This is a genomic window from Oscillibacter sp. (assembly GCF_031978065.1).
Taxonomy (GTDB): Bacteria; Bacillota; Clostridia; order Oscillospirales; family Oscillospiraceae; genus Oscillibacter.
In genome coordinates this window covers 1-3,612 of the sequence record NZ_DALZCH010000176.1, presented here as the reverse complement: position 1 = coordinate 3,612, position 3,612 = coordinate 1, and the positions used below count along the sequence as shown (strand labels likewise).

Below are 3,612 nucleotides of genomic sequence, written 5' to 3'. Positions count from 1 at the left end.
GTTGATGCGCTCAAGTCCATGGGATTTTCCGGGCGCAAGAACCCCGCCCGACAGCCACCGCCGGTGGACGGCCTCATAGCAGCCCAAGCATTGATGGAGACTCGCTGCTCACTGACGTGGGCACTGCGATATAAGTCGCGGAAATCCACCGATAAGCGGAATGCGTATTACACGCCTAGCATCAAAATAGCAGGCAGTGCTGCTGATCTTCAGCAGTATGTAGATACACTCTACAATAAGCAAATTATACCGCCGCGCAAGCTGGAGCACGCCGCGAACGGCACCACTAAGGTGCTAAGCATTGCATCTCAGGAGCAGTTGCACAATATATACGATGCACTGACGCAAGGTGAGCACTCCCACCGGGTGTGGTGGGACAGATATTACAAGCACATAGAGTCCCCCATTATCCCGTATTACGAAAAACGGGGGATCGGAAGGAAGGAGCCACAGGATGAACGAATCGAACGATAAGGAGGCACTTATTTCGCTCGTAGAATACGCTACTATGCACGGGCGAAATGCTGCCAGCGTCCGGCAAATGGTCCTAAGGGGGAGTTTTAAAACTGCCCGCAAAATTGGCCGGAATTGGATTATTGATAAAAGAGAACCGTATCCGGATCACCGGATCAAGTCCGGGGAATACATCAAGGAAAAATAAGCCTGCCCGGAACAGGCCAAAATGAAAAACTCCCCGGAGTCTACCGATGGTAAGTTCCGGGGAGAAATTTTATGCGCTGATAGCCTTAGACCGTCCAAGATACCATTCAAGCTGGCGCTGCCTCTGGTGGTAGTCCGGCATAGCAAGCATCAATCCGAGGTCAATCTTTTGCAACAGATCTATAGTATCGATCTGTTCGGGTGTCAGGAGGGGCCGGATGCTCTCGCCTTTTCGTAGCCCATTGGCTTCACGAAATTGTTTTGCGGTCATCCCCAGCGCTAGCCGATTGAGCATATCCGCCTCGTTGGAGTAGTGGTAAGGTTTTGGATTGTCGTAGAGCAATTTGATTTGCGCGGTTAAAAGAGGGAACTCATGCCGGGTTTCGGTCAGAGTGCGAATGAACCGCTCCATATCGTTAAAGCGCTTGATGTAGGCTTCCTTGATTGCCGCCGCCTTTTTGCCGCGATAGCCCATCACAAGGAACATAAAGCCATCGCGGGTCATTGCGCAAACTTTGTCTTTTTTCCCCTGTGCGTTCACGTAGGTGGTAAATCCAAAATTGGATTTTCTGAAATCGTCGGAGCAGTCGAGGGCTTGAATATCTCGCAAAACGTGGAAGTGCTTCTTTTCAAAATACTCAGCCACTTGCAGGCTGTTGGCTCTGGCCGTGTCGTGCTCGTCTGCAAAAACGCCGTAGGAATCCATAGGAATCAATTCTTTCATTATAAATCCTTTCTTCTTGTGCAGACCAAACGGATGTGATATAATGAAATAGAACACACCACGTGCTGGTCTGTTTTTTGAGGAGTAGCCTTACTTTGGACGGTGAGGGCTACTCCTCCCCATTTTTAGCGCTTTTAGAGAGACTTGGGATTGCCGCTCTAATAGCTTTCGATCGGGTAACTCCGTGCTGATTGCAATAGTCTGTTAGAATCTTTTGGCTTTTCCCATTCAGTCTTACGACGACGTGAAACTCTTTTGGATCGCTCGAGGGATTGCGCAAATTAACACCGCCTTTCAAATTGGAAATTCCCTGTATTTTTAATTGTAACACGGGGTGTGTTTTTTGGGCAACACTTATTCTAGTAAATAAATGAAGAAATCTTGTGCCCGCACAAAAAAACAAATCCCGCCCGAAAGATAATTCCATCGGGCGGGATTCCGCGTGTTATTTTCGTGTTTATACCGCCGTCTCCAACCCGACGGCCTCCAGCTTCCGATCAAACCCGCCGCCCCGATAGATAAACACCAGCGTGCGCACCTGTTCATGGGTAAGGTTAATGATATCCCCGTTGCCGGTAGGGTCGGAGCCGTCGCCCTGAATGATACCCGCCGTCATAAGCTTGTCGATGATGGGCCGGAACTTCTCCGGGACGTTTGCCAGTTTTTCGTAAGTAACCACTTGTTCCTCCTCTATATCATATGCGGGTCGTACAGCCCCCACAATCAAACTGTTGCTGCGGGTCCTGCGCTGCACCTGTCCGCCGTTTGCGTCGTTTCCTGCGCCGGTATTGCCCTCGATGGCGATTACCCCGGAGGCCGTCACGCTCTCCACGATGCCGGTATGGTCAGTCGCCGAGCCTCCGGGGAAATCGTAGATCACCACGTCGCCGGGGCAATAGTCACCCGTCACCCAGCAGCCCGCCGCCTGCGCCGCCCGCATCAGCGCCCCGCAGGAGGCCGTGCGCATGGGCAAGGCAACGCCCGCCTGAGCGCAGCACCACTGCACAAACATCATGCACCACGGATTGCCGTCAAGCCCGTACCACTTCCCGTATTTAGTGCAATTACTCCCTACCGGGCTTTCTGCGTTCCACAGTTCCGCTCGGGCGATATTCAGGATATCACTTGCCGCCGCCAAAGCCCTGCACCTCCCCGGATACTTGTGTGGCCTTTACATTACTGCCCACCGCCTCCACGGCTTTCTGCGTGTCCTCTACGGCCTGTTTAACGGCTGCCGCGTCAATCTTTCCCTCCGTCATGATGTAGGTCAGCACGGAAGCCAGAGACACAACCGCGCCCGCCACCGTGGAAATGGTGTTTTCATCCAGCCCAAACACCATGGCGAGGCCCGTCACAATCCCCGCCATCGCCGCCCATAGCTTGCGGCTGGAAAGCTTTCTCAGAATCGTACTCATATGTTCCTCCTCATAAATCATTACTCTCTGAATCTGCTCCAAGGGCAGCATCGTAGGTGATGCCGCCCTTAATGTTTTCCGCTTTTGCCTTTCCAAAATAAGCCGTCAACACCACCGCCGTAGACGCTTGCAGCGCCCCGATCAGGGTGGTGAGATACGGCAGGCTCCCGGTAAACTGCATCTTGATGCTGAGCCAACACAGATATAGCACAATGTAGGTGCAGCTCCCGTCCACCGCCAGCACGCCGAGGGCAATCAGTTTGGAGCCTGTCCACTTTTTGGGCATCGGTTTTTCGCTACCCATCCACAACCTCCATTTCTCGTAGGTCATGGACCAACTTTGTCACGGTCCCGTTGCCGCCCAGATTGTGATACTGCTCATAAAGTTTGTCGACATTTTCAAGTCCGTGAAGGGTGATTGTCCCACGCTCTTGATAGTGATAATAGGCTTTCAGAATGCGATCCCGCAATAACGCCTGAATGCCAAGTTCCGTCGCACGCTGTCTGCGCCACAGCAGGCGCACCACGAAGATCAGCCCGCCGCCGATCAGTCCAAAAATCCACTTTAACCACCACTCAGCGGCGATTTCTGCCATATGTAGGCCCCCTTTTATACATTTTGCGGAGTTGCAATGATTTTTTCATATTCCTCCTGCGTGATACGCCCCTTTACAACAGCCTTTTGCAATTGCTCAATGGTCATGTCCCCGGAAATCCACAAGGGAAGATAAAAATTGTACCATGTTGCCGACATTTAATTTTCCTCCTTCATTCAATTGATAATTCCATTACTACTTTTGCAGTTTCACTGAG

General features: G+C 51.8%; 8 protein-coding genes. 2 read left to right on the top strand and 6 right to left on the bottom strand.

Annotation, left to right across the window (positions count from 1 at the left end; all coding sequences use genetic code 11):
• Both RTK01_RS16250 and RTK01_RS16245 read left to right on the top strand, forming a co-directional pair.
• Window positions 1-474: hypothetical protein (locus tag RTK01_RS16250; protein ID WP_312281970.1), on the top strand; the 474-nt coding region annotated here is incomplete at its 5' end.
• A complete protein-coding gene (locus RTK01_RS16245; RefSeq protein WP_312281969.1) occupies window positions 455-661 on the top strand; it encodes a hypothetical protein in 207 nt (68 codons plus the stop codon). The genes RTK01_RS16250 and RTK01_RS16245, both read left to right, overlap by 20 nt.
• A gap of 69 nt (window positions 662-730) precedes the next feature.
• On the opposite strand, the gene RTK01_RS16240 is transcribed toward RTK01_RS16245, so the two are convergent.
• From RTK01_RS16240 to RTK01_RS16215, 6 genes are all read right to left on the bottom strand, one after another.
• On the bottom strand, window positions 731-1,384 hold the full coding sequence (locus tag RTK01_RS16240) for a Rha family transcriptional regulator (RefSeq protein WP_312281968.1): 654 nt from the start codon (window positions 1,382-1,384) through the stop codon (window positions 731-733).
• Between the two features lie 457 nt (window positions 1,385-1,841).
• Window positions 1,842-2,522, bottom strand: coding sequence for a CHAP domain-containing protein (locus RTK01_RS16235; protein ID WP_312281967.1), 681 nt, complete (start codon window positions 2,520-2,522; stop codon window positions 1,842-1,844).
• On the bottom strand, window positions 2,506-2,799 hold the full coding sequence (locus RTK01_RS16230) for a hypothetical protein (protein ID WP_312281966.1): 294 nt from the start codon (window positions 2,797-2,799) through the stop codon (window positions 2,506-2,508). The genes RTK01_RS16235 and RTK01_RS16230 overlap by 17 nt, the downstream gene beginning before the upstream one ends.
• 10 nt (window positions 2,800-2,809) lie before the next feature.
• On the bottom strand, window positions 2,810-3,103 hold the full coding sequence (locus tag RTK01_RS16225; RefSeq protein ID WP_312281965.1) for a hypothetical protein: 294 nt from the start codon (window positions 3,101-3,103) through the stop codon (window positions 2,810-2,812).
• Window positions 3,096-3,395 (bottom strand): hypothetical protein, encoded by a 300-nt coding sequence (locus RTK01_RS16220; RefSeq protein WP_312280810.1) that lies wholly within the window; start codon window positions 3,393-3,395, stop codon window positions 3,096-3,098. Before RTK01_RS16220 ends, RTK01_RS16225 begins: the two co-directional genes overlap by 8 nt.
• A 14-nt stretch (window positions 3,396-3,409) precedes the next feature.
• The gene (locus RTK01_RS16215; RefSeq protein WP_312281964.1) at window positions 3,410-3,553 is read right to left on the bottom strand and encodes an XkdX family protein; all 144 of its coding nucleotides are present in this window, start codon (window positions 3,551-3,553) and stop codon (window positions 3,410-3,412) included.
• Window positions 3,554-3,612: the final 59 nt, after the last annotated feature.

Bases quoted from the DNA above. Each gene is read 5' to 3' on its own strand.
- RTK01_RS16245 (WP_312281969.1), top strand. From the start codon at position 455: ATGAACGAATCGAACGATAAGGAGGCACTTATTTCGCTCGTAGAATAC.
- RTK01_RS16240 (WP_312281968.1), bottom strand. From the start codon at position 1,384: ATGAAAGAATTGATTCCTATGGATTCCTACGGCGTTTTTGCAGACGAG.
- RTK01_RS16230 (WP_312281966.1), bottom strand. From the start codon at position 2,799: ATGAGTACGATTCTGAGAAAGCTTTCCAGCCGCAAGCTATGGGCGGCG.
- RTK01_RS16225 (WP_312281965.1), bottom strand. From the start codon at position 3,103: ATGGGTAGCGAAAAACCGATGCCCAAAAAGTGGACAGGCTCCAAACTG.
- RTK01_RS16220 (WP_312280810.1), bottom strand. From the start codon at position 3,395: ATGGCAGAAATCGCCGCTGAGTGGTGGTTAAAGTGGATTTTTGGACTG.
- RTK01_RS16215 (WP_312281964.1), bottom strand. From the start codon at position 3,553: ATGTCGGCAACATGGTACAATTTTTATCTTCCCTTGTGGATTTCCGGG.